Annotated in this window: 25 protein-coding genes and 1 riboswitch; of the genes, 12 read left to right on the top strand and 13 right to left on the bottom strand. The window is 66.1% G+C overall.

Annotated features, from left to right (window positions below):
* Positions 1 to 93 precede the first annotated feature (93 nt).
* Positions 94 to 1,242, top strand: a complete 1,149-nt coding sequence (locus tag HPT29_RS19620; protein WP_173948883.1) for a glycerophosphodiester phosphodiesterase — start codon at positions 94 to 96, stop codon at positions 1,240 to 1,242.
* 195 nt (positions 1,243 to 1,437) lie between these two features.
* Complete coding sequence (locus tag HPT29_RS19625) at positions 1,438 to 1,704, top strand: hypothetical protein (RefSeq protein ID WP_173948882.1); 267 nt, start codon at positions 1,438 to 1,440, stop codon at positions 1,702 to 1,704.
* Positions 1,705 to 1,785: 81 nt separating this feature from the next.
* Here HPT29_RS19625 and HPT29_RS19630 read toward each other — a convergent pair whose 3' ends face one another.
* Complete coding sequence (locus HPT29_RS19630) at positions 1,786 to 2,718, bottom strand: Bug family tripartite tricarboxylate transporter substrate binding protein (protein ID WP_432807308.1); 933 nt, start codon at positions 2,716 to 2,718, stop codon at positions 1,786 to 1,788.
* 214 nt (positions 2,719 to 2,932) lie between these two features.
* Complete coding sequence (locus HPT29_RS19635) at positions 2,933 to 3,472, bottom strand: hypothetical protein (protein WP_173948881.1); 540 nt, start codon at positions 3,470 to 3,472, stop codon at positions 2,933 to 2,935.
* 293 nt (positions 3,473 to 3,765) lie between these two features.
* Here HPT29_RS19635 and HPT29_RS19640 point away from each other — a divergent pair, with 293 nt between their 5' ends.
* Positions 3,766 to 4,665 (top strand): CAP domain-containing protein, encoded by a 900-nt coding sequence (locus HPT29_RS19640; protein WP_173948880.1) that lies wholly within the window; start codon positions 3,766 to 3,768, stop codon positions 4,663 to 4,665.
* Positions 4,666 to 4,712: 47 nt separating this feature from the next.
* On the opposite strand, the gene pepT is transcribed toward HPT29_RS19640, so the two are convergent.
* The 9 genes from pepT to minD all read right to left on the bottom strand — a co-directional run bounded on the left by pepT (position 4,713) and on the right by minD (position 12,972).
* Positions 4,713 to 5,948, bottom strand: a complete 1,236-nt coding sequence (gene pepT, locus HPT29_RS19645) for a peptidase T (RefSeq protein WP_173948879.1) — start codon at positions 5,946 to 5,948, stop codon at positions 4,713 to 4,715.
* A gap of 103 nt (positions 5,949 to 6,051) precedes the next feature.
* Positions 6,052 to 6,792 (bottom strand): energy-coupling factor transporter transmembrane component T family protein, encoded by a 741-nt coding sequence (locus HPT29_RS19650; protein WP_173948878.1) that lies wholly within the window; start codon positions 6,790 to 6,792, stop codon positions 6,052 to 6,054.
* A complete protein-coding gene (locus HPT29_RS19655; protein WP_173948877.1) occupies positions 6,786 to 8,486 on the bottom strand; it encodes an ABC transporter ATP-binding protein in 1,701 nt (566 codons plus the stop codon). Before HPT29_RS19655 ends, HPT29_RS19650 begins: the two co-directional genes overlap by 7 nt.
* Positions 8,458 to 9,042 carry an ECF transporter S component gene (locus HPT29_RS19660; RefSeq protein WP_173948876.1) on the bottom strand — a complete coding sequence of 195 codons (585 nt, stop codon included), beginning with the start codon at positions 9,040 to 9,042 and terminating at the stop codon, positions 8,458 to 8,460. Before HPT29_RS19660 ends, HPT29_RS19655 begins: the two co-directional genes overlap by 29 nt.
* A gap of 41 nt (positions 9,043 to 9,083) precedes the next feature.
* The gene (locus tag HPT29_RS19665) at positions 9,084 to 9,692 is read right to left on the bottom strand and encodes a YkoF family thiamine/hydroxymethylpyrimidine-binding protein (RefSeq protein ID WP_173948902.1); all 609 of its coding nucleotides are present in this window, start codon (positions 9,690 to 9,692) and stop codon (positions 9,084 to 9,086) included.
* A riboswitch (TPP riboswitch) is annotated at positions 9,683 to 9,794 on the bottom strand. (Overlaps the previous gene by 10 nt.)
* Positions 9,795 to 9,863: 69 nt before the next feature.
* On the bottom strand, positions 9,864 to 10,595 hold the full coding sequence (locus HPT29_RS19670) for a ComEA family DNA-binding protein (protein WP_259060201.1): 732 nt from the start codon (positions 10,593 to 10,595) through the stop codon (positions 9,864 to 9,866).
* 187 nt (positions 10,596 to 10,782) lie between these two features.
* Positions 10,783 to 11,718, bottom strand: a complete 936-nt coding sequence (locus tag HPT29_RS19675) for a DUF5996 family protein (protein ID WP_173948875.1) — start codon at positions 11,716 to 11,718, stop codon at positions 10,783 to 10,785.
* 169 nt (positions 11,719 to 11,887) lie between these two features.
* Positions 11,888 to 12,166, bottom strand: coding sequence for a cell division topological specificity factor MinE (minE, locus tag HPT29_RS19680; protein ID WP_173948874.1), 279 nt, complete (start codon positions 12,164 to 12,166; stop codon positions 11,888 to 11,890).
* Positions 12,163 to 12,972 (bottom strand): septum site-determining protein MinD, encoded by an 810-nt coding sequence (gene minD, locus HPT29_RS19685; protein ID WP_173948873.1) that lies wholly within the window; start codon positions 12,970 to 12,972, stop codon positions 12,163 to 12,165. The genes minE and minD overlap by 4 nt, the downstream gene beginning before the upstream one ends.
* A gap of 356 nt (positions 12,973 to 13,328) precedes the next feature.
* Between minD and HPT29_RS19690 the strand changes: the two genes are divergently transcribed.
* The 5 genes from HPT29_RS19690 (at position 13,329) to HPT29_RS19710 (ending at position 18,690) form a co-directional block, all read left to right on the top strand.
* Complete coding sequence (locus HPT29_RS19690; protein ID WP_173948872.1) at positions 13,329 to 14,303, top strand: ABC transporter substrate-binding protein; 975 nt, start codon at positions 13,329 to 13,331, stop codon at positions 14,301 to 14,303.
* Complete coding sequence (locus tag HPT29_RS19695; protein WP_173948871.1) at positions 14,303 to 15,109, top strand: ABC transporter ATP-binding protein; 807 nt, start codon at positions 14,303 to 14,305, stop codon at positions 15,107 to 15,109. The genes HPT29_RS19690 and HPT29_RS19695 overlap by 1 nt, the downstream gene beginning before the upstream one ends.
* Positions 15,106 to 15,879 carry an ABC transporter permease gene (locus tag HPT29_RS19700; RefSeq protein ID WP_173948870.1) on the top strand — a complete coding sequence of 258 codons (774 nt, stop codon included), beginning with the start codon at positions 15,106 to 15,108 and terminating at the stop codon, positions 15,877 to 15,879. The genes HPT29_RS19695 and HPT29_RS19700 overlap by 4 nt, the downstream gene beginning before the upstream one ends.
* 93 nt (positions 15,880 to 15,972) lie before the next feature.
* The gene (locus HPT29_RS19705; RefSeq protein ID WP_173948869.1) at positions 15,973 to 18,474 is read left to right on the top strand and encodes a glucose/quinate/shikimate family membrane-bound PQQ-dependent dehydrogenase; all 2,502 of its coding nucleotides are present in this window, start codon (positions 15,973 to 15,975) and stop codon (positions 18,472 to 18,474) included.
* Positions 18,475 to 18,486: 12 nt separating this feature from the next.
* Positions 18,487 to 18,690: a hypothetical protein gene (locus HPT29_RS19710; protein ID WP_173948868.1), complete on the top strand. Its 204-nt coding sequence runs from the start codon at positions 18,487 to 18,489 to the stop codon at positions 18,688 to 18,690.
* A 21-nt stretch (positions 18,691 to 18,711) separates the two neighbouring features.
* On the opposite strand, the gene HPT29_RS19715 is transcribed toward HPT29_RS19710, so the two are convergent.
* Positions 18,712 to 19,737: a hemerythrin domain-containing protein gene (locus HPT29_RS19715; RefSeq protein ID WP_173948867.1), complete on the bottom strand. Its 1,026-nt coding sequence runs from the start codon at positions 19,735 to 19,737 to the stop codon at positions 18,712 to 18,714.
* Positions 19,738 to 19,979: 242 nt separating this feature from the next.
* Between HPT29_RS19715 and HPT29_RS19720 the strand changes: the two genes are divergently transcribed.
* On the top strand, positions 19,980 to 20,987 hold the full coding sequence (locus tag HPT29_RS19720) for a threo-3-hydroxy-L-aspartate ammonia-lyase (RefSeq protein ID WP_173948866.1): 1,008 nt from the start codon (positions 19,980 to 19,982) through the stop codon (positions 20,985 to 20,987).
* A 55-nt stretch (positions 20,988 to 21,042) separates the two neighbouring features.
* On the opposite strand, the gene HPT29_RS19725 is transcribed toward HPT29_RS19720, so the two are convergent.
* Complete coding sequence (locus HPT29_RS19725; RefSeq protein ID WP_173948865.1) at positions 21,043 to 21,825, bottom strand: class I SAM-dependent methyltransferase; 783 nt, start codon at positions 21,823 to 21,825, stop codon at positions 21,043 to 21,045.
* A gap of 209 nt (positions 21,826 to 22,034) precedes the next feature.
* Between HPT29_RS19725 and HPT29_RS19730 the strand changes: the two genes are divergently transcribed.
* Genes HPT29_RS19730 through HPT29_RS19740 form a run of 3 tightly spaced genes read left to right on the top strand, consistent with a single transcriptional unit; the run spans position 22,035 to position 25,004 of the window.
* Positions 22,035 to 23,171 (top strand): ABC transporter substrate-binding protein, encoded by a 1,137-nt coding sequence (locus HPT29_RS19730; protein WP_173948864.1) that lies wholly within the window; start codon positions 22,035 to 22,037, stop codon positions 23,169 to 23,171.
* 28 nt (positions 23,172 to 23,199) lie between these two features.
* Positions 23,200 to 24,240, top strand: coding sequence for a FecCD family ABC transporter permease (locus HPT29_RS19735; protein WP_373371155.1), 1,041 nt, complete (start codon positions 23,200 to 23,202; stop codon positions 24,238 to 24,240).
* A complete protein-coding gene (locus HPT29_RS19740) occupies positions 24,234 to 25,004 on the top strand; it encodes an ABC transporter ATP-binding protein (RefSeq protein ID WP_173948862.1) in 771 nt (256 codons plus the stop codon). Before HPT29_RS19735 ends, HPT29_RS19740 begins: the two co-directional genes overlap by 7 nt.
* The last annotated feature ends 23 nt before the right edge of the window (positions 25,005 to 25,027 follow it).

Here is a 25,027-nt window from a genome sequence, read left to right on the forward strand (position 1 = left end):
CCTCTCCCGCAGGCCTGTCCCCTGGCCCGTGATTCCGTCATCGGGATGTCACGGGTTCGATGGCAGGTGACCGGCCAGGAGGAACAGGATTCCATGAAGCACATTGCCATTTTGAGCACGCTCGCCGTCTCCCTGCCCGCGCTGCTCGAGCCGGTCGCGGCCCAGGAGAAGACGCTGACCGGCGAGCGCACGACCGTGGTCGCCCATCGCGGCGCCAGCGGCTATCTCCCCGAGCACACCCTCGAGGGCTACAAGCTCGCCATCGAGATGGGGGCCGACTTCGTCGAACCCGATCTCGTGGTGACGAAGGATGGGGTGCTCGTGGCCCGTCACGAGCCGATGCTGAGCGGCACGACCGATGTCGCCGAGCGGCAAGAATTCGCGTCCCGCAAGACCACCCGCAAGGTCGACGGCGTCGACACGACCGATTGGTTCGCGGGCGACTTCACCCTGGCCGAGATCAAGCAGCTGCGCGCCAAGCAGGCCATGGCGGATCGCGACCAGTCGAAGAACGGCCAGTTCCAGATCCCGACCCTGGACGAGGTGATCGACCTGGTGAAGAAGGAATCGGCCGCCCGCGGGCGCACCATCGGCATTGCGCCGGAGACCAAGCATCCCACCTTCCATGCGGCGCTCGGCCTGCCGATCGAGGATCGTCTCGTCGCCGTGCTGACGAAGGCCGGCTGGACGGCGAAGGATTCGCCCGTGGTGATCCAGAGCTTCGAGACTGCGAACCTCAAATACCTGAACACCCGGATCGACGTGCGCCTGGCGCAGCTCGTCGACGGGGCGGACGTCGACAAGGACGGCAGGATGGTCATGGAGACGCCCTATGCGCAGCCCTATGACTTCGTGGTGATCGGGGACAAGCGCACCAACCAGGACCTCCTGACCAGGGAGGGCCTCGCCGAGGTGAAAACCTATGCCGACATCATCGCGCCCTGGAAGCCCTACATCCTGGCGAGCCGGCAGGTCGACCGAAACAACGACGGCAAGCCGGACGATCTCAACGGCGACGGCACGATCGACGAGCGCGACCGCGTGCTCACCGAGCCCTCCAGCGTCGTCAGGGACGCTCATGCGGCCGGCCTCCAGGTGTTCACCTGGACGTTCCGCAGCGAGCCGAAGCGCCTGACATCGGACTTCAAGGGCGACCCGGCGGCGGAGTACAAGGCCTTCTATGCCCTGGGCGTCGACGGCCTCTTCAGCGACTTCACCGATCATGCGGTAAAGGCGCGCTGACGCTTCCCGAACCGACCACGGCGCTCCGGCTCCGGCGTGGGCCGGAGCGTTTTCGTTCGTCTGCCCGTCCGGCGCGACAATTGGCGTAGTTCGATCCCGGAGCGTTATGTTATCCTTCCCCTCGGGGCCATCGGGCCCTTCGAGACCACAATGGATCAAGGCCGGGCCGAACCCGGCCGAAGACGGGCGAATGTCATGGAAATTACAGTTCTCGGCGTCCTGAAAAAGGCTTGCGACCTCGTCGGCAGCGGGCAATCGCTCGGGATCATCGAAGCGATCAGCTCGCTCCGGCAGGAGGCCAGCGGCCGGACCCGGGATCTCGCCTATTACGCGGTGCTCGAGACCGCGATGGCGAGCCCTGGCGACGCATCCCTGGCGATGCTCGCGAGCGGCGACCGCACGGAATCCGCGATCGAGCTCCTTCAGGCGACCATCCGGCGCATGATGGCCGCGCTGCACTGAAGCGACGTGGTTCCTTCCAACGGGAGCGTCGCCCCGGCGACGGGTCCGTCGCCGGGAGGAGCCTCATGAGCAAGAACCGAATCAGTCGATCTGAACGCCGGCCTCCTTCACGACCGGGGTCCACTTGGCGATCTCGGTCTTGACGTGCTCGCCAAGGGCCTCCGGAGTCGATCCGACCACCGTGGCGCTGAAGGTCTTCAGCCGCTCCTGCACGGCCGGATCCTTCACGGCTTTGAGGGCCTCGGCGTTCAGCCGGTCGATGACTTCCTTCGGGGTCTTGGGGGGTGCGAACAGAGCATTCCAGGTATAGGTCTCGTAGCCGGCAAGCCCACCCTCGGCGATGGTCGGCATGTCCGGGAAGGACGGCGCCCGCTCCTTGGTGGTCACGGCAATGCCGCGCAGCGTTCCGGCGCGGATGAATTCGGACGCGGAGGGCAGGTTGTCGAACATGATCGGGACCTGGCCCGCCACCACGTCGTTGAGGGCCGGACCGGAGCCGCGATAGGCGATGTGCTGCATGGACACCTTGGCCATGCTCTTGAACAATTCGCCCGACAGGTGCAGAGGCGTGCCAACGCCGGACGAAGCGTAATTGTACTTGGACGGATCCGCCTTCAGCAGCGCGATCAGTTCCGGCACCGTCTTGGCCGGCAGACTGGGATGAACCACCAGCACGTTGGGCACGACCACGAGCAGCGATACCGGCGCGAAGTCCGTCACTGCGTCGTAGGGCTTGCGCTTGAGCATGAGCGGGTTCAGCGCGTGCGTGGCCACCGTGCCCATCAGGATCGTGTATCCGTCGGGCTCCGCCTTGGCGACCCGCGCCGCGCCGGTGCTGCCGCCGGCACCGGCGACGTTCTCGATGATCACCTGTTGGCCCAGGCCTTCGGACATCTTCTGGGCGATGATGCGGGCGACCACGTCGGTGGAGCCGCCGGCCGCGAAGGGCACCACCATGGTGATCGGACGGACCGGGAAGGTCTGGGCGGCAGCGGGGGCCAGGCTCAGGGCCATTCCGGCCAGGAGGGCACCGCCGGCGAGAAGGGCTTGGCGTCGGGTTGGTGTGGTCACGATCAGGTCTCCCATGGTGCGAGGCCGGCGGCGAGGGCCGCCCATGGGAGTCTCACATAACCGACAGGCGGGCCATGTCCATGACCTTGCAGCCCGCGGCTGTTGAACTCTGCTTGATCGCTCGCGCGCCGGAGGTCCGCTGATCAGACCAATCGCCTCAGCAGGAGATCTGGGCTCCTGTCATGTGAACGGGCGTGATGGGCCTGACGTCGCGGCCGGCCACGGAACAGGTCAGGCGCGCCTCCGACCGGCATTGCGGCCCCTTCGGCGGCCCGACCCTCGGCCCGACGGCGAACTGAACCGTCACCTCTCCGGGCGCCGTCTCGAGAAAGCCCTCGACGGATGACAGCCAGGTCTGGCCGACGACATCCTCGGTGGCGCGCGCCTCGTTCAGCGCCTGTTCCACGCAGGCGGCGGCCGCATCCTTCGGCATCAGAGGCTCGACGACGGCGGGGGGCGCGATCGCCGCGGTCGTCTCCACGTCGGGCGCCGCCTGCGTTGCGGCGGCTTGCGGCTCGGAGGCCGGCGCAGCGCTCCGGAATCCGTTGATCGTGGTGAGCGCCAGAACGACGAAGACGCCGATCTGGATCGGGATCCGCTTCAGTTTCCTCGACAGGGGGCCGCGGCCGAAGAGGATCGGCCCGTAGAGATGGAGGAAAACGGCAACGAGGGTGAGGAGAATGAGGAAACGCAGCATAATGGATCGTGCCCGCGCGGTATCGTGCGAAATGAATGTTTTGTCCTGGGAACTCGCTTAACCTAACGCAGGATCCCCGCCGTCGCATGCGGCAAGTGCCTTTTCTCGTTCTTATGGTGAATGATCTCTTAACGTCCCGCGCCGTGCCGCACGTTGGTCCGAGAGCGCAGTCGCGCCCATCACATTGTCAACACATTGGCGGGCCATGCGCGGATGTGCATTCCGACGTCCGACAAGACCGATATTGCGACGGAATGTAAGCCTAAGATGTTTTCCCAAGGGGCATTTCTAGAGTGACGACACCAACCAATTTGGAAACCTACTTTTTGCAGCTCGTCAACGAGGCGCGCACCAGTGCCGGCGTCAGGCCGCTCACCTTCGACGGCGAGCTTCTCGATTCCTCCGACGCTCACAGCGCATGGATGGATCAGACAGACACGTTCTCGCATACGGGCGTGAACGGCTCCAGCGCGGGCACCCGCATGACGACGGCCGGCTACGGATGGCAGGGCTGGGGCGAGAACATCGCCTATGTGAGCGGTGACCTCACCGAGGCGACCGTGCGCCAGCTGCACACCAACCTGATGAACTCGCCCGGTCACTACGCGAACATCGTCAACGGGTCGTTCGAGGAAATGGGAATCGGCCTGAAGGAAGGCACGATCAACGGCTACAAGGTCGTTTTCGTGACGCAGAACTTCGGCACGCCGAATGCCCTCGAGCGGGCCGAAGCGGACGACGTCGGCACCACGATCCCGACGGCCCCGACGACGCCGACCATCACCGGTCAGTCGTTTGTCGGCAACAGCTACAACAACACCCTGTATGGCACATCCGGGGACGATACCCTCAACGGCAATGGCGGCCGGGACGTGCTCTGGGGCCGCCAGGGCTACGACACCTTCGTGTTCGACACGGCATCGGAAGCCAACGGCGACACCGTCAGCGACTTCGTTCACGGCGCCGACAGGATCGGCCTGTCGGGCATCGACGCCAACACCCGGGTGTCCGGCAACCAGGCGTTCACGTTCATCGGTGCGCAAAGCTTCCACAAGGTGGCCGGCGAGCTGAAGGCGTATCAGTCGAGCGGAAACACCTACGTGGCCGGCGACGTCAACGGGGACGGCGTCGCCGACTTCGCGATCAAGGCCCTCGGCGCCCACGTCTTCGCGAGCGCCGATTTCGTGCTCTGACAACAGCGGCCCCCGGTACCGCCGGGGGCCTCCCTGCCCTCAGCAGGTCAGGCGCGCTCCTCCCAGAGCTTGGCGAGTTCGACGATGGTCGTCACGGCCTTCTCCATGTCTTGGCTGCTGACGAATTCCAGCGGCGAATGGAAGGCATGGCCGCCGGCAAAGATGTTCGGGCACGGCAGGCCCATGAAGGACAGGCGCGAACCGTCCGTGCCGCCGCGGATGCTGCCGCGCACCGGTTCCATGCCGGCGCGTCTGATCGCCTCCACGGCGTATTCGACGATCTCCGGCTTGCGGTCGAGCACGACCTTCATGTTGCGGTACTGCTCCTTGACCGTGAAGGTGTAGCTGGAGCCCGGATAGGCCTGCATCACGTCCTTGACGATGCCCTCCAGGAGCGTCTCCTTGCTCTTGAGCCCCTCCTCGGTGAAGTCGCGGATGATGAAGCTCAGGCTGGCCTTCTCCATTACGCCGGTCACGCCAGTCGGATGGATGAAGCCGTCGCGTCCCTTCGTCGTCTCGGGCGCCATCTCTCTCGGCAGGCGCGCGACGATGTTGCCGGCGATCCGGATGGCGTTCTCCATCTTGCCGTAGGCGAAGCCGGGATGGATCGCCACGCCCTTGATGCCGATCTCGACTGCGTCGGCCGAGAAGGTCTCGTCCTCGATGGTGCCGGCCGTCTCGCCGTCCAGGGTATAACCAAAATCCGCCCCGAGCTTTTTCAGATCCACCTTGTCGACGCCGCGGCCGATCTCTTCGTCGGTGGTGAAAAGGATGCGGATCGTGCCGTGCCGGACGTCCGGGTTGCTGATCAGAAACTCGGCCGCCGCCATGATCTCGGCGATCCCCGCCTTGTCGTCGGCGCCGAGCAGCGTCGTGCCGTCCGACGTGACGATGTCGTGGCCGATCAGGTCGTCGAGCACGGGATGGTCGGCGACACGGATGACCTGGCTCGGATCACCCGGCAGCCGAATGTCGCCGCCCTGATAGTTGCGGACCAGCTGCGGCTTCACGCCGGTGCCGGAGAAGTCCGGCGCCGTATCCATGTGGGCGCAGAAGCAGATGACCGGCACGTTGTTCTTGCTCGTCGTCGCCGGGATGGTCGCGTAGACGTAGCCATGCTCGTCGAGATGCGCGTCGGAGATCCCGATCTCCTGGAGCTCCTCGACGAGCAGGCGGCCGAGATTCTTCTGCTTCTCGGTAGATGGCTGGGACTGGGACTTGGCGTCGGACTGTGTATCGATGACGACGTATCGGAGGAAACGGTCTGTAACGCTGGCGGCCATGGCTCGGGATCCGTTCTGCGAGGAGGTGACGGAGTTGTAGCGGGACAATCCCGCCCCGGGAATGGGCGGCGGGAAATTTCTTACCCTCCCGCCGCCTGACCGATCAGATACGCATGAGCGTCGCGGCGCCGCACAGCACCAGGAGGCCCAGGGCCGCGGCAACGAAGAGGCCATCCCGCCCCTCGAACGCAGGCGCGTTCATGATCGTGCGCGGCGCATCGGGGCCGAGCCCCCTCGCCTCCATGGCGATCGCAGTGCGGCCGGCGCGGCGGATCGCGAAGGCGAGCAGCGGGATGACGAGGCTCATGAGCTCGAACGGGCCGGGAACCCGCCGCAGGCGCCGTCCGGACTTCATGGCGCGGGCCAAGCGCATCTGCTGCGCCTCGCCGGCGAGATCGGGCACGAGCTGCAGGGCGGCGAACAGCGAGTAGCCGATGCGCGGCGGGAGCTTCGCGTGCTGCATGAGGGCGCGCACGAAAAGCCCAGGATCGGTGGTGAGTGCGAAGAACACCGAGATCATGCCGCAGGCGAGCGCGCGCAGGAACAGGGTGATGCCCGCCGAGAATCCCGGCGACGAGAGGAGAGACTCTCCCGCCATGAGCAGGGCGAAGTCGCTCTCCTGGTGAAACAGCAGGCTGGTGGTGAGGAAGCCGAAGCCGAACAGGCCAAACGGCACCATGAGGGCGAGCAGCACCAGGGGCGAGGTGCGATGGAGGCCGACGAGCGCGAGCGCGGGCGCCAGGATCGCCGCGAGCTGGAACCGGGGATCGAAGACCAGCACGGCCGCGACGAGCCAGACGCAGCAGACGGCCAGCTTCGAGAGCGGGTTGAGGGACGTCAGCATGGAACCGGCGCCCCCAGACGCAGGGCCGCAGCCTTGAGCCATCGCGTCGCGGCAGCCGATGCCGGCTCCGTGAGCCCGGCGCGCGCCATAAGAACGCCGTCGTTCATCAGCTCCTGCGTCGGGCCGTCGGCCAGGATCCCTCCCTCCCCCACCAGGATGGAGCGTGGACAGAGCTTCAAGGCAAGATCCATGTCGTGGGTGATCAGCGCGATGGTGCGTCCCTTCTCGCGCAGCGACAGTATCTCCTGCGAGAGCAGCGCGGCTCCGGACGCATCGAGCCCGGCCATGGGCTCGTCGAGCACGAGGAGCGGCCAGTGGTCGGAGAGCGTGAGCGTGGCCAGCGCGAGCTTGCGCTTCTGGCCCTGCGACAGCTCGAAGGGATGGTTGCGCGCGAGCGCCGCGAGCCCCCAGGTTTCCAGCGCCGCCGCCGCGCGCCGGTCTTTCTCGTCCGCCTTCATCCGCGCCGGCAGCGCCGTGAGCAGTTCCTCATGCACGGTTGCGGCGGTGAACTGGTTTTCCGCGCGCTGGAAGGCGTACCCGCCCGCCGGGCCTCGGCGTGTGCCGGCCTTCAGCGGCAGGAGACCCGCGAGACACAAGCCCAGCGTCGATTTGCCGGCCCCGTTTCGTCCCAGCACGCCGAGGATCTCGCCCTGACGGATCGTGAGATCGACGCCGCGCAGCACGGTGGGGCCCAGGAACGGCGCGCACGCGGCCTGCCGCACCTGAACGAGCATGGGCGATTCATGCAGGTCGATGGGGGGGCTGACGGAGGCGACGAAGGCCTCGACGGCTGGACGCGCTTTGTCGAGGCAGGAGGGAGATAGGCTCTCAGGATCGAGATGCGCGAGCGCTTCCGCGACCGACAACGGGCCGATGGGCGCCGCGACGCCTGCACGCATCAGCTCTGCATCGAGGGCGCTCGAGGCAGGACACCAGATGCCGTGCGACTGCAGCAGCATGCGCTCCTCGCGGAAGATCCGGCGCGGGTCGCCCTCGGCAACGACGGTTCCGCCGCGTCCGAGCACGATCATGCGGTCGATCGATTCGATCAGTCCGTCGAGCCTGTGGTCGACGATGAGGACGGTCCGTCCGCCCTCGCGGCCAGTCAGCAGCGCATGCAGGCGCCGCGCAGCCTCCGGAGCCAGATGCGCGGTCGGCTCGTCGGCCACGAAGAGCGGCGCATCCTGGATCAGGGTCGCGGCGAGAGCCACGAGCTGGCGCTCCCCGCCCGAGAGCTGCGCCGAGGCGCGCTGGCGCCATTCTTCCGGCAGGCCGACCGCCCGCATGACCTCCGTGACGGCGCGCGCGATGGTCTCCGGCGGCATGGCGCGGTTCTCGAGCGCGAACGCGAGTTCGTCCTCCACGCGCATGCCGCAGAGCGTCTGGTCCGCGTCTTGGAAATACTGGGCCACATGGCGCGCCCAATCCCACGGCTTGCGGGAGCCGGCATCCCTGCCGAAGAGGCGAATGTCGCCTTTCACCTCCGCCGGGATGCTGTCGGGGATAAGACCCGTCAGCGCCAGCAGCAGCGTCGACTTGCCGGACCCCGACGGGCCGAGGAGGAGAACCCGCTCGCCCTGCCGAACCTGACAATCGACGGGTCCGATCGCAGGGCGCCTGGCGAAGGGATAGGCGACCTCGACCCCGCGCCATTCCGCGGCGGGTTCAGGCGGCGGCGGAGCGCTTCTCGACATCGATCGCAAGGCCCGCGAGCGCGCCCGTCCTGTAGAGCGCCTGCACGATCACGTGAGCGAGCCACCCGCCGAGCAGCGCGCCGCTCGCGCAGCGCAGCACGAACATGGCGATGAGCAGCGCCGGCTGCAGGGCGCCATAATCGAACCGGATCCAGGTATAGACGTAAGAGAAGATCGCCGCGCCCACGCCCGCCGCCATCAGCACCGGCAGCGAGTAGTTGCGCCAGCGGGTTGCCGCGAAGACCGCTTCCGCGCCGGCGCCCTGGACGAGGCCGCTGACGACGAGCAGCAGGCCCGCGGGACTTCCCAGCAGCACCTGCACGGCGGCCGCGAGCACTTCGGCCCCGAGGGCTGCGCCGGGCTTGCGGATGATGGCGGCTGCCACCATCGAGGCGACGAACCAGAAGCCCATCACCACGTCCATCGTCAGAGGACCGAACACCGCCTGGGCGATCAGCCACACCTGAACCCAGCCGAGATACAGCACGGCGAACACCGCGCCGATCACGGTGACGATGAGGATCTCCCTCAATGTCCAGCCACGAGCCACGGACATGACAAACTCCTTGATGTGAGACGAGAATCGTGTGCGGAGGATCAGGACTTGCTCGGGCTGTTCGCCGAGACCTTGAGATCGAGCGCGACATGCCCCTGCGGGGCGCCGAAGCGCAGGAAGGCTTCGCTCAGAGTGGCGAAGACCGGGCCCGCATCGCCGCGCAGCTTGGTGCAGAAGTTCTTCGAGCGGTCGAACACGCCCGATGCCTTGAGAAAGTCGATGCAGCCGTAGATCTCGTCCATATGGTGCCCGCTGCCGAGCGGATAGAGCGAGAATTGCGCGGCCACGACCTGGCCGGTCAAAAGCGCCGTTTCCACGCGCCGTACGGCGGCCGTGATGCGCGCCGCGAGGGGCTGATCGTGGTTCGAACCGGCGATCGGGGTGCAGATCGGGTCGTCGGGCTCGCCCGGACAGCCACGCGAGACGGTGGCGGCGAGCACGCAATGAACGCCGCGGCGTGATGCGGCGAGAAACAGATCGCGCATTGCCGGAAACAGCTGGTCCGGCGGGCCGACGATCAACGTGGAGATGTCGTCGGTTTCGATGCGGAAATTGGGTCTATAGGGGTCAAGCGCCCCGATGGCGCCCAGGATGACGTCGACGAAATCGTCGGTCATCGGGTAGAGGGAAATCTGTGCGCCGGAAAACATCGTCACCTCGCTCCGCTGGCATTACCCAGATCAGCTTGAGGGTCCAACGGCTTCGCGCCGTCATCTCAGCCCCGGCAATACGGAGCACCCCTGTTTGATGCGACTTGCTTAGCACCTTTCGTCGCACGATGGCAAGCGGATCACGCGCCTGCGGACGATGGATCGCGGCATCTACTGCACGGTGACCTGATCCTTGATCCGTTCGAACGCGGTGCGGCGCACCACCCTTTTGGTCACGAGATCCTCCACGGACCTGTACGGGCGCCCCCTCACGATGGCGCGGCCGAGGGATCCTGCGCCTCTCAACGTATTCAACTGGTCGACGGAGCCCCTGTTGAGATCGACGAGGGCGGAAGCGGACTCACCGGCCGGCACATAGGACGCCGTGCGGGTCGCCTGCTGCGTGACGGTGCCGGTCATGTTCATGTCGGCGGGCGGATCCGCCGGCGGCTTGGCGGCTCCGCTCTTGGACGATTGTCCGACGATGGCTTGGAACTGCTTCAGAACGGCAAGGGACTGATCGCGAGAGGCCCCGAGGGAGGCGGGATCGATGACCGGTTCGGCCAGGGAGGGCTCCAGATCGTCCTCGTCCGGGTCCGGCGGGGAGACGACGGCGGAGCGCTTCAGGGCCAAGGCAGCCGGCGTCAATGCATCTGCGTCGGCCACCTGAACGGGTTCGGCCCGATCCGGGGGAGCGGCGGGGCGCGTCTCCACGGCGACCGTCTGCGGCGGAGCCACGGACACCATGCCCTCCGCGGCTGGACTGCCGGCCTGGAACCGCCACAGAGCCAGCCAGCCGGCACTCATGAGACCGATCACCAGAAGAACGCGCATGGCCTGAAGGGCCGCATTGTCGCGCGGTTCGCGTGGCGTTTGGGTCCGGGACAAATCGCCAACCTGCATGGGATCCTCGCACATCTACTCGACGACGGAGCCTTGGTCCGGCCTTAGGGCTAGAGAGGGTATGTGGCGCAGACGTGGCAATCTTCGCCGTCCTTGCGACTTCAACGGCAATTCGGGATAGGCGCGCATCTCTTTCGAGAGCTGCCGAAGAGAAGCGGAAACGTCATCACCTTGCGAAACGACGTCCCTAAACCGCCCGTACCTGCGCCGGCGCGCCGACGGTGCATTCGAGCGCCGCACGGTCCCAATGCCCCGCGTCGGCCGCGGCCTTGTAGGTGGCGACAAGGAAATCGAGCAGCAGCGCATCGGGATCGGTCGATTGGCGCACCGTGTCGTAGGGCAGAATGAACTCGCCCAGCGTCGTGTCGAACGACGCGCCCGCTGGCACCGCGGCCTCGCGGAAGCCCGGCGGCTCGGGATAGGCGTAGGAGTAGAAGGCCGGCTGTGGAAAGGCGTCGCTGCCAGGCCAGAATCCGGCGCTGGAGACCTCGTGCGAATAGGCCTCGCGGGTCACAGGATCCGGGAGACCCGGCACGCCTCCCGGATGCAGGGGCGCAGACCGCCCGGAGAAGCGCGTCACCGCGAGGTCGAAGCTGCCCCAGAAGAAGTGCACCGGTGACGACTTTCCCAGAAACCCGCTTCGGAAGAGCTTGAAGACCCGGTCCGCCTGAACGAGCGCCCGCCAGAAGCGATGCGCGGCTTCGCGATCGTAAGAGGCATGGACGCGATCCTCGGAGAAGCGGATGGGATCCGCCACCTCGTTCGGCATCTCGTTGATGGCGACCTCGATGCGCAGATCCTCCAGGATGGCGCGGATCCGCGCGTAGAAATCCGCCACGCTCTGGGGCTGCAGCGGCAACTCACGCTCTTCGCCGTTGCTCATGCGCATGCGCAGGAGATGAGACAGGAAGTCGAACTCGATCTCCAGGATATCGTGCCCGACAGGGATGGGCGACGTTCCCAGCCCCCTTGCGGTCACGTAGAGCGGAACCTGCCAGCCGTGATTGAGCCACGGCGACAGCGACAGCCGGATCTTGCCCACGATCTGGGTCCAGAGCTGGAGGGTCGCCGCCGTGTCCCGCCAGGCGGGATAGGGCAGTTGCGGCCAAGACGTGTCGCCCATCGAGCGCCTCCCCTCAGGAACGAAGATGAAGCAGAGCTAGCGCATCGGTCGGGGTGGACAACCCGGCCGTCGGCGGCAAACCGACAGCCGCCCTCCGCACCGATGCAGCACATGGCTGGAGCGGGCATCCTCCCGGTGGAAGAGCATGCCGCTCCAGCATTTGCCGTCGTTACGCGGCGGGGCGCATGCCCGCGGCGATGGATGTCGGGATCTCGATGTCGACTTCGAGCGTCGACACGGAGGCGCCGCGATCCATCTTGATCTGCACGTTGTCCTGCGGCACCGCCATGTGCTTGGCGATCACCGCCATGATCTCCTCCCGCAGGATCGCCACGAGATCGGACTCGGCCCCACCGACGATGGTGCGCTCATGAGCGAGCAGAACCTGCAGCCGCTCGCGGGCGACGGGCGCGGACGTGTTGCGCTTGAAGAAACTGAAAAGGCTCATGCGGCCCTCCGTGAGAAGAGTTTGCTGAACAGGCCGCGCTGCTTCTGCACCTCGACGACCGTCTGGCCCTGGAGCTTGCGCACGGCATCGAGATAGGCGCGGGCTGGGGCCGAATTCGGACTGCCGAGTGTCACCGGGGCGCCGAGGTTCGACGAGCGCAGCACTTCGGTGCTCTCGGGAATGATGGCCAGAAGCGGGATGGAGAGGATCTCGAGCACGTCCTCGACCTTGAGGATCTCGCCGCGCTGAGCGCGGGCATTGTCGTACCGCGTGAGCAGAAGATGCTTTTCGACCTGCTCGCCCTTCTCGGCTTTCTCCGTCTTGGAATCGAGGAGGCCGATGATGCGGTCCGAGTCGCGGATGGAGGAAACTTCCGGGTTCGTCACGACGACCGCGACATCCGCGTGGCGCATGGCAAGCGTCGCGCCGCGTTCGATGCCGGCCGGGCTGTCGCAGATGATCCAGTCGAACTTCTCGCGCAGGCCGTTGATCACGCGCTCGACGCCTTCCTCCGTGAGATTGTCCTTGTCGCGTGTCTGGGAGGCGGGCAGCAGGGACAGGGTCTCGACGCGCTTGTCACGGATGAGTGCCTGCTCCAGCTTCGCATCGCCCTTGATCACGTTGATGAGGTCGAACACCACGCGGCGCTCGGCACCCATGATCAGATCGAGGTTGCGCAGGCCGACGTCGAAATCGATCACCGCCACCTTCTGGCCGCTCTGCGCCAGCGCCGCGCCCAGAGCCGCGGTCGAGGTCGTCTTTCCGACACCGCCCTTGCCCGATGTCACGACAAGTACTTTCGCCATCCTTGGTTCTCCTCGCCCTACAATGCTGCTCCTGCGACGGCATCACCAGCAGGTTCCCCGGAGAACCGCAGAACTAATGTTCGGAGAGCGGAGGCGGGTCAGGCTGTCGCGGATTTCTTACGCTACGTAATGCCTATTATTCGACGCCCGTTATGGTTACTGATCCGTTAAGATTTTCCGAAGAAACCGAATTTTTTGTTGAAAAACCAAGGATTTCCGCCACTCCAGGCACGGACCAAGGAATCCCGTCCTCATGCCGGACATAAAGCCGAGCTTGCCGGATCCTTCCGCCAGCCTCCCATTGACCTTCCTCTGGGAACCCCTAGCCTTGATCCGATGTCACTGGAGATCCTGCGATGCGGTACGGATGGCGGCTTCTTCTCTTGGCGGCGTTGTCGCTCGTTGCGGCTCATGGGCCCACGGCTGCCCAGCAATCCACGACCGTCCGGGTCGGGCATTTCCCCAACATCACCCATGTGCAGGCCCTGGTGGCCCGCGCCTTCGAGCGGCAGGGGCGCAACTGGTTCGCGGAGCGGCTCGGGCCAGGGGTGAAGATCGAGTGGTACGCCTATAATGCCGGCCCGAGCGCCATGGAGGCGATCTTCGCCAATTCGCTCGACCTGACTTATGTCGGTCCCAATCCCGCGCTCAACGCCTATGCCCGCTCGCGCGGCGCCGAGGTCCGCGTCGTCGGCGGTGCCGTGAACGGCGGCTCCGCCCTCGTGGTCCAGGGGGATTCCACCCTGTCCAAGCCTGTCGACTTCAAGGGCAAGCGCATCGCCACGCCGCAATTCGGCAACACGCAGGACGTAGCGGCCCGGGCCTGGCTCGTCGCAGGCGGATTGCGCATCACCCAGACCGGCGGCGATGCGCAGGTGGTGCCCACCAGCAATCCGGACCAGCTCTCCCTCTTCCAGAGCAAGCAGCTCGACGCGGTCTGGACCGTGGAGCCCTGGGTGTCGCGGCTCGAATCCGAGGCCGGCGGCAAGGTGCTGGTCGAGGAGAAGGACGCGATCACGACGATCCTTGTCTCGAGCGCCGGCTTCCTGTCGAAAAACCGCGAGCTCGCCAAGCGCTTCGTGGCCGCCCATCGCGAGCTCACCGACTGGATCCGGAACAATCCCGACGAGGCGCAGCGCTTGGCCCGGGAGGAGCTGCAGGCCTCGTTCCGCCTCGACATGCCGCCGGAGCTCGTCGCCCGTGCCTGGAGCCGCATGGTCATCACGCCGGACACCACCCGGGAGGCATTCCAGTCCTTCGTGACCAGCGCTCAACGGGTGGGCTTTCTACGAGACACGCCCGACCTCTCCCGCCTGATCGAGACGCCTTGATGGAGCTGTCCCACCCTGAGTCGCTGACGGCCGCACCTGCCAAGCTCATCGTGGAGAACGTCTTCAAGCGATTCACGTCATCGCGCGCCACCGTGCAGGCGCTGGACAACGTGTCTCTCACCGTCGCCGAAGGGGAATTCGTTTGCCTGATCGGACCGAGCGGATGTGGAAAGTCCACTCTCCTCGACATCATGGCGGGACTGACCATGCCGGATTCCGGGCGGGTGCTGGCCGACGGCAAACTCGTGGACGGTCCCGGCCGGCAGCGCCTCGTCATGTTCCAGGAATCGGCGTTGTTTCCCTGGCTCGACGCTTTCGGCAACGTCATGTTCGGGCTGAAGCTGCGACCCGACCTGACGGGCGCCGAGCGCCGGGACATCGCCGATCATTTTCTCAAGCTCGTCGGCCTCGAGAAATTCAGGCACGCGCATGTGCACGAGCTCTCCGGCGGCATGAAGCAACGCGTCGCGCTGGCACGCGCGCTTGCTCCCGATCCGCAGGTGCTGCTCATGGACGAGCCTTTCGCCGCCCTGGATGCGCTCACGCGCGATCAGCTCTATGACGACATCCAGCGCATCTGGATGGGAAGCCGCAAGACCATCGTGTTCGTCACGCACAACGTGCGCGAAGCCGTATGCCTGGGGAACCGGGTCGTTCTCATGTCGCCGTCGCCGGGGCGCATCTCGCAGATCTTCGAGATCGATCTTCCGCATCCCCGTGACATCAACAGCCGTGATCTCGCTGGCTATACGTCCACCATCGCGGCTGCGCTCAAAGGCACGTTGAAGGGAGCGGTGTTCGAATGAAGCGTCTCGCCGTCGCCCTCCTGTTCTTCGCCGTGCTGATCGGCATATGGGAATTCGCCGTGCGCAGCGGGCGCTGGTCCATCGTGCTTCTCCCCTCGCCCGTTTTCGTGGCGGAATACATCTGGGGGGCGCTGCTCGACGGCACGCTGATCGAGTCGACCTGGGTGACCCTCAAGCGGCTTCTGATCGGCTATGCGGCCGGCGTCGTAATCGGCCTGCCCCTGGGCCTGCTGACCAGCACGACGCAGGTGCTCGAAGACACGATCGGATCGCTCGCCCTCGGGTTTCAGACCCTGCCGAGCGTCTGCTGGGTGCCGCTGGCGCTCGTCTGGTTCGGCCAGACGGAAGGCGCGATGCTGTTCGTCGTGATCATGGGCACCGTCTGGTCCGTTATCATCGCGACCGACCACGGAGCGCGCAACATCCCGCCGATCTACGCGCGCGCGGCGCGCACCATGGGATCGGAAGGCTTCCACAAGTGGACGCGCGTCATTCTCCCGGCCTCGCTTCCTTTCCTGGTCAGCGGGATGAAGCAGGGATGGGCGTTCGCATGGCGCTCGCTGATGGCGGCGGAGATTTACGTGACGATCCTCACCGGTTTCGGCCTCGGCCACCTGCTGCATTACGGGCGCGAGCTCAACGCTATGGAGCAGGTGATTGGCATCATGATCGTGATTGTCGTCATCGGATTGCTCGTCGACCGCCTCCTGTTCTCGCCCTGGGAGCGCTTCCTGCACCGGCGCTGGGGGACGAATGTCAAGGAGACATAGCAGGGCTGCATCGCGGCTCTCTTGGCATCACAACCTTATGAAACATTTCCGCTTGCCTGTCGTTGGAAGCCGAATGTCCGAAGGAGTGATGTCATGCCGGGCCAGGGACGCAGTCCTGTTCTCATCATCGCGGCCATCCTCACGCTCCTGATCGGACTCGCCCTCGCCGTCGGGGGCGTATGGCTGATCACGCTGGGCGGATCCTGGTACTATCTGATCGCGGCCATCGGCTTCCTCCTGACCGGCATCCTTCTCCTCGCCCGACGGCCCGCAGCCCTCTGGGTATATGCGCTCGTCGTCGCCGGTACGCTTGGCTGGGCTTTGTGGGAGGTGGGTCTGCACTGGTGGCCGCTGGCGGCACGCGGCGACGTGGTGTTCCTGATCGGCTTTCTGCTGCTCACGCCCTGGGTGACGCGCAACCTCGCCGATCGGCGCAGCACCGCGTCGGACCATCGCAGCGAGGCCGTGCGGCCCGTCTCCGCCTTTCGGGGCGCGGGGCTGCCGCTGACGGGCATCCTGGCCATCGCTCTCGCGGTCGCGGTGGCCTCCTGGTTCACCGATCCCACGCGGATCGAAGGCACGGCTCCGGGGCCGCGGGCCGAGGTGCCCGACGATGCACTCGGCGTTCCGCCCGGCGAATGGCACGCCTACGGACGCACGGCCTACGGCCAGCGCTACTCGCCGCTCAACCAGATCACCCCGGCGAACGCGGCCCAGCTCCAGGAAGCCTGGACCTATCGCACAGGCGACGTGCGGGGCCGTCCCGGCGACCCGGAGGAGACCACCTTCCAGGTCACGCCGCTCAAGTTCGGCAATCGCCTCTTTCTGTGTACGCCGCATCAATCGATCATCGCGCTCGACGACACGACGGGACGCGAGGTCTGGCGCTACGATCCGAAGATCCGCGGCGAACTCGCCCTCCAGCATCTCACCTGCCGCGGCCTCTCTTGCTACCGTGGCAATGGCGCTGCCGCGGCAGCCCCCGTGCCGGCGCCTGCGCCTACGCCCCTCACGACCGCCTCTCCGCCCCTGGATCTGCCAGTGGCGGCGAGTGAGCGGCCAGCCGCCGACAACTGCCCGACGAAGCTCTTCATGCCCACCGCGGACGGTCGCCTGATCGCGCTGAACCCGGAGAACGGCGCCGTCTGCACGGCCTTCGGCGGCGGCACGGGACAGATCAATCTCTGGGCCAACATGCCCAACGTGAATCCCGGCGCCTATTACTCCACCTCGCCGCCCGCCGTCGCGAAAAACCTGATCATCGTCGGCGGCACCGTGCTCGACAACGTGTCGACGAGCGAGCAGTCCGGCGTCATTCGCGCCTTCGACGTAAACACGGGCGCTCTGGTCTGGAACTGGGACTCGGGCCGGCCGGACGTGACAACGCCAATTGCGCAGGGCGAAACCTATGTTCCCAACTCGCCCAATTCCTGGTCGATCTCCAGCGTCGACGAAGCCTTGGGGCTGATCTACATCCCGGTCGGCAACCAGCCGCCGGATCAATGGGGCGGCAACCGCAGCGCCAATGTGGACCGGTTCTCCTCCTCCGTCGTGGCGCTCGACATTGCGACCGGTCAGCTGCGCTGGGTGTTCCAGACCGTCCACCACGATCTGTGGGATTACGACGTCCCCTCGCAGCCGAGCCTCGTCGACCTGACGGTCGGTGGGCAGACCGTACCGGCTCTCGTGCAGCCGACCAAGCAGGGAGAGCTCTACGTGCTCGACCGGCGCACCGGCCAGCCCGTCCTGCCGGTGACCGAGAAGCCCGCCCCGCAGGGCGCCGCGCAGGGCGACCGCACCGCGCCGACGCAGCCCGTCTCGGCCCTGTCCTACGATCCGCCGCCGCTCACGGAGCGCGACATGTGGGGCGCGACGATGTTCGATCAGCTCGCCTGCCGCATCGCGTTCAAGAAGCTGCGCTACGAAGGCCGCTATACGCCGCCCTCCCTGCAGGGCACCCTGGTCTATCCGGGCAATTTCGGTGTGTTCAACTGGGGCAGCGTCGCGGTCGATCCGGAGCGGCAGATCGCGTTCACGACGCCGACCTACATCGCCTTCGTGTCGCAGCTCGTCCCGCGCCAGGACGACAAGACGCTCTACGTCCAGGGTGAGAACCGGCCGGAGAGCAGCCTGCCGGCCTTGAACGAGAATTTCGGCGCGCCGTTCGCCGTGAAGCTCTCCGCCTTCACCTCGGCGCTCGGCGTTCCCTGCCAGGCGCCGCCCTGGGGCTACGTCGCGGCGGCCGACCTGACCACCGGCAAGATTCTCTGGAAGCACAAGAACGGCACCGTGCGCGATGCCTCGCCGATCCCGCTCCCCTTCCCGATGGGCGTGCCCAATCTCGGCGGTCCGATGATGACGGCCGGCGGCGTCGCGTTCCTGTCGGGAACCATCGACTATTACGTCCGCGCCTATGACGTCTCGAACGGCAACCAGCTCTGGGAGTCGCGGCTCCCCGCTGGCGGTCAGGCGACGCCGATGACCTATACCGGCGCGGACGGACGGCAATATCTGCTCGTGGTGGCGGGCGGCCATGGTTCGCTCGGCACCAAGGCGGGCGATTATGTGATCGCCTATGCCTTGCCGAGAACCTGACGGGAGGCGTTCATGAACCGAATCATTGCTGGCTTGGTCACGCTGTTCTTTTCCGCGACCGCCGCCTTGGCGCAGGCGAGCCCGCCCGTGGAAGGCGCACCCGCCAATACGCCCGGTGCCGCGGAGGGCACCGGGAGCAGCTGGTGGCTGATCGTTGTGGTCGTAGTGGCGATCATCGCCATCTGGTTCGTGGCCCGACGGCGAAACCGGCCTTAGGCCATAGGTCGCGGCCGGTTGTTACCGCCCATCCTGTTTCAACGATCCCGAATCCGCGCCGCCCGTCGGGGCGCCGCCGGTGCCGAGCGAGCCCGCGGACGTCCCCGGGCCTCCGGCCGGAAGCGTGCCGCCCGGCTGCAGCGGCGTCGAGAGCCCCGATGGCGCGCGCGGCGGATGAGCGGATGAGAACCAGTCGTCGTCCGATGGACTTCCGCCCGGCGCCGGAGAGGCCCCGCCCGCACCATGCAGGAGCGCATCATCCCCAGGGGCCGATCCCTGCCCCTGCTGCATGCCGGCCAGGCTCGACGAACCACCCGCCCTGTAGGTGCGGGCTCCTGAGCCGGCTCTGTCCATCATGCCGCGACGGGAGCTCTCCAGGCTGCGGTCGATGACTCCGCTCTCGAGCGGGAATGGCGGCTCCGGACGCCGGGGCGGCACGTGCACCGACCTGTTCTGCCGCGAGCCGGCATGGCCGGAGCGGGTCATGGTCCACAGCAGCGCCCCGGCCCCGATGGCGGCAAGACCGCCGAGAACCCCGAACACAGTTCCGGTCGGAAGACCGTAGCGGCTGGGCATCATGGATTGCGGCATATGCCAGCGCTCGGCCTCGTAGGAGGCGATCCGCTCGCGCTCGTACTGGCGCCACAAGTGCTTGATCTCAGACGGAGAAAATGCGCCCCGGGCGACGATCATCACGCCGTTCTCCTCCAGCGTGAACGCGTGGCGGATCGAACCGGTGAGGTCCTTGAAGTCGGAAGCCCAATCGGCGCTGTCCTTATCGGGCCGGGCGGCGAGCCTGTCGAGCTCACGGAGGATCTCGTCCTGCTTGCCTTCGAGATCGGCCAGATAGCTCGCCGTGCGCTCATGCCCCGACAGGGCCGGATAGAGCACGTTCTGCTGCGCGGCGATATGCCGTTCCAGCTCGTCCTGGAGATCGGCGAAGAGTTCGGCGCGGCTGTTGGGCCCGCTCCCCGTCGCCCGCAGCACCTCACGGCAGAGCTCCTCGATGTTCGCGTGGTCCGCCACAACCATCTGCCACAATTCCATGGGGGCCTCCTCTCATGCCGGATCGGCATGAACCATGCCTGATAAGCATGAACGGTCAGAGCGGACCGCTGTTCCGCCGCCGGCGGACTTTGGCCCGGCTAGCCCCAAAGACCCTCCGGCCCTTAAAAATGCCGCAGAGGTGACAAGGTTAATCCGGAATTGCTATGAACAAAGTCAAAGCTGGGCCTTGCGCATGGGAGGCGCAAGGGCTTGTCCGAAGCCCCAAGAAGCGTGAGAGATCGATGAACGCGCAGACCCCGCAAGCCTTCGACGCCGTCGCTCCTGCCCCCGTGAATCTGCCGACCTATGACGATGTGATCACGGCGGCGTGGCGCATCGACGGGGTGGCCCACCGAACGCCGGTTCTGACGTCCCGCACCGCCGATGAGCGCACGGGCGGAAGGCTCTTCTTCAAGGCCGAGAACCTCCAGCGCGGCGGCGCGTTCAAGTTCCGCGGCGCCTACAACGCGATCGCCAGGCTATCCCCCGATGCGCGCAAGCGCGGTGTGGTCGCATTCTCCTCCGGCAACCATGCCCAGGCCATCGCCTATGCCGGACAGCTGCAGGACGTGCCGACCGTCATCATCATGCCGCAGGACGCCCCGGCCATGAAGGTCGCAGCCACCAAGGGCTATGGCGGCGAGGTGGTGCTCTACGACCGCTATAAGGAGGACCGCGAAGCGATCGGCCGCAAACTATCGCAGGAGCGCGGGCTGACCCTCATTCCGCCCTACGATCATGAGGACGTGATCGCCGGCCAGGGCACGGCCGCGAAGGAGCTGATCGAAGAGGTCGGCCCGCTCGACATGCTGCTCGTCTGCGTCGGCGGCGGCGGCCTGCTGGCCGGCTCGGCGCTCGCGTCCAAGGCGCTCTCGCCCGATTGCCGGATCTTCGGAATCGAGCCGGAAGCCGGCAACGATGCGCAGCAATCGTTCCGCACGGGATCCATCGTCCGGATCCCAGTGCCCGCCACCATCGCGGACGGCGCGCAGACGACCTATGTGGGCAACAAGACCTTTCCCATCATGCGCGCCCTGGTCGACGACATCCTGACCGTGTCGGACGCGCAGCTCGTGGACACCATGCGCTTCTTCGCCGAGCGCATGAAGATCGTGGTCGAACCTACGGGCTGCCTGGCGGCGGCGGCGGCGCTTCACGGCATCGTGCCCTGCAGGGGCAAACGCGTCGGCATCATCATCAGCGGCGGCAACGTCGACCCGAGGGCGCTCGCAGGCTTTCTCGCGGGGTAGAACCTCTCGCGACATCGTCGCGGGCGGCCCTGTCGGCCCGGGACGCCACGGCTTTTCAGGTTGAGGCTTTCACGGCGAGAACCGCGTAGCGATGCTGCGTCGCGCGCTCGAGCCCCTTGAGCAGCGGCAGGTTCTTCGCCTGGGCCCGGTGGATCGGCTTGAGGTCGCGGTCGATGATCGTCCGGGCGAACCCCGCCTCGCGCAGAAGCCCCGCGACCTCCTGTGCCTGCGCTCCCTTTGAGAAGTACACGCGGCTCAGGATGCGCTCGTGGGTCTCGCGCATGGCATTGGGCGCATGCGGAGCCCCGGCGAGCCCCGGTACGAGCTTCTCGACGAAGCGGATCACGCGTTTGACGATCGTATCCGAGACGAAATCGCCATCGACGACGAGCAGGCATCCGCCGGGCTTGAGCAGGGAATGCCACTCCCGGAAGGCGGCCTTGGGATCGACCAGCGTCCAGACAAGATGACGCGTGACGAGCACGTCATAGCTCTCCGGCTGCTCCAGGGTGCGTTCGGCGTCGCCCATGACGAAGCGGATGTCGGCTCCGCGCTTGGCCGCCTTGGCGCGGGCCTGGTTCAGCATCGCGTCCGACCAGTCGAGACCCGTGACGGTAAAGCCGAGGCCATGCAGCAGATGGGAGATCACGCCCGTGCCGCTGGCGAGATCGAGGGCCCTTCGGCCCTCGCCGGGACCGAGATGGCGCAGGAAGAGATCGCGCCATGCCTGCCGTTCCTCTTCCGAGAAGATCTCGTGCCCGACCTGCTCGTCGAAGGTCGGCGCACGCAGGGACCAGTAGTCGCGGATCTCGTCTCGGAGAGTGTAGTTCGAGTTCATTGAAGGCTCACGAACGCAGGTGAATTCCGCGCTCCTCTAGGCAGAATTTTTGGAACCGTCAAACTATAATCATTATAAACTGTAGAATAGAACGATTATAAACTAGGCGAATACTTTCATTCCTTATAGAAATTCTAAAAGATATTCCTTGCACGGCAACTATTCGAGACATAGGAAATGCGCGCTTTCCTCAAGATGCGAGGCGCGTCATGCAACTCTCCAAGCTGATCTTCGGCGCCGCCCTGGCGCTTGTCGGGCTTCTGCCCATCTCCTCTCAAGCCGCTGACAGGATCAAGGTGACCGACATCACCGGCCGCCAGGTCGAAGTGAAGGCGCCGGTCGAGAAGGTCATCCTCGGCGAGGGACGCCAGATGTACTTCGTGGCGACGCTCGACACCGATCAGCCGTTCAAGCGCGTGGTCGGGTGGCGCGACGATCTGCAGAAGGCGGATCTCGACGGCTACAAGGACTACCTGGCCAAGTATCCGCAGATCGACAAAATCCCCACCTTCGGCGGCTTCAAGGAGGGCACCTTCGACGTGGAGCAGGCCGTCTCCCTCAAGCCCGACGTGATCCTCCTCAACATCGAGGCCAAGACCGCCACCGACGACGCCAAGCTCATCGAGAAGCTCGCCAAGATCGACATTCCGGTCGTCTTCGTGGACTTCCGCGAGAAGCCTTTCGAGAACACCGATGCCAGCATGCGCCTCATCGGAAAGCTGTTCGGCAAGGAGGCGCGCGCGGAGGAGTTCATCGCGTTCCGCAAGGCGCAGATCGATCTCGTGACCGACCGCCTCTCCAAGGCGAGTCCGCCGAAGCCCGTCGTGATGGTGGAGCGCGCAGCCGGCTATTCCGACGATTGCTGCATGTCCTTCGGCAACGAGAACTTCGGCAAGTTCGTGGAGGTCGCAGGCGGGCAGAACCTCGCGGCCAAGATCATTCCGGGCACCTTCGGCGTGGTGAACCCGGAGCAGATCATCGCGGCCAATCCGGATCAGGTCATCGTCACGGGCTCGAACTGGGAACTCTACGTTCCGGGCGGCGCCTGGGTGGGCGTCGGCTCCGGCGCAGACAAGGCCAAGGCCCGGGAAAAGCTCGCCGCGCTGATGAAGCGCCCCTCCTATACGGGCGTGAAAGCCGTGCGCGACAACCAAGTCCACGCCATCTGGCACCAGTTCTACAACAGCCCCTACCAGTTCATCGCCATCCAGGCCATGGCCAAGTGGCTGCACCCGGACCTGTTCAAGGACCTCGATCCCGAGACCACCATGAAGACGCTCTACGAGCGCTTCCTGCCCGTCCCTTACAAGACCGGCTATTGGGTCTCCCTCGCTGACAAGGAATAGGCCCTTGGCCCACTCGCCCGCCATCGCCATGCCGCAGGGGCGCGGAGCCTACCGCGTCCTCGTCCAGCGCAAGAAGCTCGTGCTTCTTGCGCTCGGCCTTGTCCTCGTCCTCTCGGTGATCGCCGATCTCGGCCTGGGACCGGCGCGCTATTCCATGCGTGAGGTCGTGCTGGCGCTGATGGGCTCCCCCGACGTCTCGCTGCAGACCAGCGTGGTGATCTGGGACATCCGCATGCCGGTGGCACTGATGGCGGTCGTGGTGGGGGCAGCCCTGTCGGCCGCGGGCGCGCAGATGCAGACGATCCTCAACAACCCGCTCGCCAGCCCCTTCACGCTGGGCATCTCGGCGGCGGCGAGCTTCGGCGCCTCGATCGCCCTCGTGTTCGGCGTCGGCATCCTGCCCTGGGCCATCGACTACGTGGTGTCGATCAACGCGCTTCTCATGGCCATGGCGGCGGCTCTGTTCATCCATTTCATGAGCCAGAGGCGCGGCGTCACGGTCGAGACCATCGTGCTGCTCGGCATCACCCTGGTCTTCACCTTCAACGCGCTCCTCGCGCTGGTGCAGTATCTCGCCTCCGAGCAGGCGCTCGCCGCCGTGGTGTTCTGGACCATGGGCAGCCTCACCCGCGCCACATGGCCGAAGCTGGCCATCACCACGGCCGTGGTGGCGATCTCGCTCCCGCTCTTCATGCGCCGCGCCTGGGCGCTCACGGCGCTTCGTCTCGGCGACGACAAGGCTGCGAGCTTCGGGGTCAACGTGCGCTGGCTGCGCCTCGAGACGATGATGATCATCAGCCTGCTCGCCGCCGTGCCGGTCGCCTTCGTCGGCACCATCGGGTTCATCGGCCTTGTCGGTCCGCACATCGCCCGCATGCTGGTGGGCGAGGATCAGCGCTATTTCCTGCCCGCCTCCGTGCTGTCGGGCGCGGCGATCCTGTCGCTGACGTCCGTCATCAGCAAGTCCATCGTGCCGGGAACGATCTTTCCCATCGGCATCATCACGGCTCTCGTGGGTGTGCCGTTCCTCTTCAGCCTGATCATGTCCAGCCGGAGGCGCTCATGGTAGCGACCCTGCAACTCACCGATGTCGGCGTGCGCTACGGCAAGCAGGAGGTGCTTTCGGGCGTCACCACGCCGGTGCTGAAGGGCGGCGAGGTCACGGCCGTGATCGGGCCGAACGCCGCCGGCAAGTCGAGCCTGTTCCGGCGCATCGCGGGCCTCCTCGACGGCCCCGGCACCATCCGCATCGGTGACGGGGCGCTCCGGTCCGACCCGGGCCATGTCTGCTACATGCCGCAGGACACGTCGGTGAACACGGTGCTGACCGTCTACGAATCGGTGCTGCTCGCCCGCAAGCAGGGCGCCGGCCGCAAGGTGACGGACGACGATCTTCATGAGGTCGACCGCATCCTCTACGACCTGCAGATCGAGCCTATCTCCTTCAAGGGCCTGCACGAACTCAGCGGCGGTCAGCGCCAGCTGGTCTCACTCGCCCAGGTGCTGGTACGCGACCCGAAGATCCTGCTCCTCGACGAGCCCACGAGCGCCCTCGACCTGCACCGGCAGGTGGAGGTGCTGGCCCTGATCCGCACGCTCGCGAGGGATCGCGGAATCTGCATCATCCTGGCCATCCACGATCTCAATCAGGTCCTGCGGGTGGCCGACCGGGTGATGGTGATCGATGCCGGCACGATGGTCTCCTGCGGGCCGGTGGAATCGGTGATCACCCCGGCTCTGCTCCAGACCATCTACCGGGTGGAAGGCCGCATCGAGCGCTGCTCGCGCCAATCCCCGCACGTGATCATCGACGGGCCGCTTGGGCGGGCCTGAGGCAGCACCGTCCCGGCACGATA

Origin of the sequence: Microvirga terrae (assembly GCF_013307435.2) — a bacterium.
Classification (GTDB): Bacteria; Pseudomonadota; Alphaproteobacteria; order Rhizobiales; family Beijerinckiaceae; genus Microvirga; species Microvirga terrae.